The 1,612-nt window shown below is 52.5% G+C and carries 2 protein-coding genes; one reads left to right on the plus strand and one right to left on the minus strand.

Going from position 1 to position 1,612, the window contains the following annotated elements; genetic code table 11:
• The first annotated feature begins 254 nt into the window (after window positions 1-254).
• Complete coding sequence (locus ACWERV_RS36765; protein WP_269757783.1) at window positions 255-524, plus strand: DUF6471 domain-containing protein; 270 nt, start codon at window positions 255-257, stop codon at window positions 522-524.
• Window positions 525-760: 236 nt separating this feature from the next.
• Here the strand turns inward: ACWERV_RS36765 and ACWERV_RS36770 are convergent.
• Window positions 761-1,612: hypothetical protein (locus tag ACWERV_RS36770; protein ID WP_452941237.1), on the minus strand; the 852-nt coding region annotated here is incomplete at its 5' end.

The following is a 1,612-nucleotide window of genomic DNA, read 5'->3' on the forward strand; positions in this document are numbered from 1 at the left end:
GTCCGTACGAAGGGCCTCTGCCGACTCTGGAAGGTTTTGCGGAGTACTCGTAGTAGTGCGGGCGTGACTTGCCTTGCCTACGGTTATGAGGTGGGTGGATTGCCCCTGTTCGCGGGCGTTCGAGGCGCGTTGCTATACTCGTGCGGCGGCTGCGAAGTGCTTCCAACTCGTTTGCTGACATCATTCCCCCAAGTGAACGCCCATCAAAAGATACATAAGTATCGTCTGACGATACCCGACTCTACAGGACTCAAATGGCTGACGCAAGTAGTCCAAACAAAGACCGCTACCGGCGCGCTGCTGCGGCGATGCTTCGCTCGGAGCTGACTCTACGAGGAATAACGTACAGGGCGCTCGCCGAGCGACTGAATGAACGACGGCCCGGCGCAGAGACCGAAACGACAATCAAACTGAAGCTTTCGCGAGGGTCGTTCCAGGCTGCGTTCTTGTTCGAGTGCCTGGATGCAATCGGTGCCGATACCGTAGTGGTGCCAGTGCGCACTCTGCTACAGGACGGTCTGTAAGGTTGCGCAAGCGGTTCCCGGCACGGGGCATCATCGTCTCCGTCCTCGCGCAACGTCTGTGGTCTGTATGGACAGGCCAACTTAATTTCAGGAGCCCCCGTAAGGGGGCCTCCTTCTCGCACTAGTGCTTTCGTAGCGAATACGCGTGAATGGGGCCAGAGTGCCTTTGCGCTTTGCCTGTTCGCGAAATGCCTTCGGCGCGTGGCCCCACGTCCAACGCCTACAGCCGCCACTGTTCAGTTAAATTTCGTCAGTTCTACGCTATGGTGTGGCTGGGTTGCTTCCAGATAATTTTTCAATTCTTCCTCCGCTAGCTTTCGGTGCCGAACGGCTGACTGAATCAATTTCGATGTGGGATGCCGGTCAAGCATACCCGCCGACGCGGTTTCAGTAGGCACAACCATAACGCCGTAAGGAATCAAATAGCGGTAGCGTTCCTTAAATCGCTCGGGGCTGGTGCGGGTAGTGCCTGCTTTCTCGCGATAATATCCATTGATGGTCTCGTCGGGATTAATGTAGAACAACTCGTCAACTAATACGGCGGCGTCCTCATCCCATCCCTCGGTCGACTTTCGAGTTGTTTTTTCGCCTTCCCTGTTTGTGTATGAAAATGGCTTGTCTGGCCCGAACAACAGGATAAAGAAATTTTTATAAGGGTGGTTGCTGTTGCGGTAGATGATGAGGCAATCTACGGTCATTTCAATTTGCTCGTTGAAAAGCCACCGCCTCTCTCCTAAATGATTTATGCCCGTCAGGGTATTGTCGCCACCGTCTGCGAGAATGTACCAAAACTCCTCAAGAGTGCAATTTTCTTTGAACTTGTTGAGAAAGTTGAAAATGCTTTCTTCATCATTGACGGCAACGGTTGTGCGAATCGACGGGAACGAATATCTAATTGCGTCGTCGAATTCATCTATTTTGTCCAGCGTATGCCGTTTTGGATTTCTGATGCTGTCGACGAAATTTTTGACTTCGACAATAGTTTGTAGGCGGTCGGATGCGCGATGGCGGAGTGCCTTATCGACAAACGAGTCTATAATTGACGAAAAATCTACGGGGGAGTCGGAGTGAAAACGCCTTCTTCCGAC

This window comes from Streptomyces sp. NPDC004031, from assembly GCF_053604375.1.

Bases quoted from the DNA above. Each gene is read 5' to 3' on its own strand.
- ACWERV_RS36765 (WP_269757783.1), top strand. From the start codon at position 255: ATGGCTGACGCAAGTAGTCCAAACAAAGACCGCTACCGGCGCGCTGCT.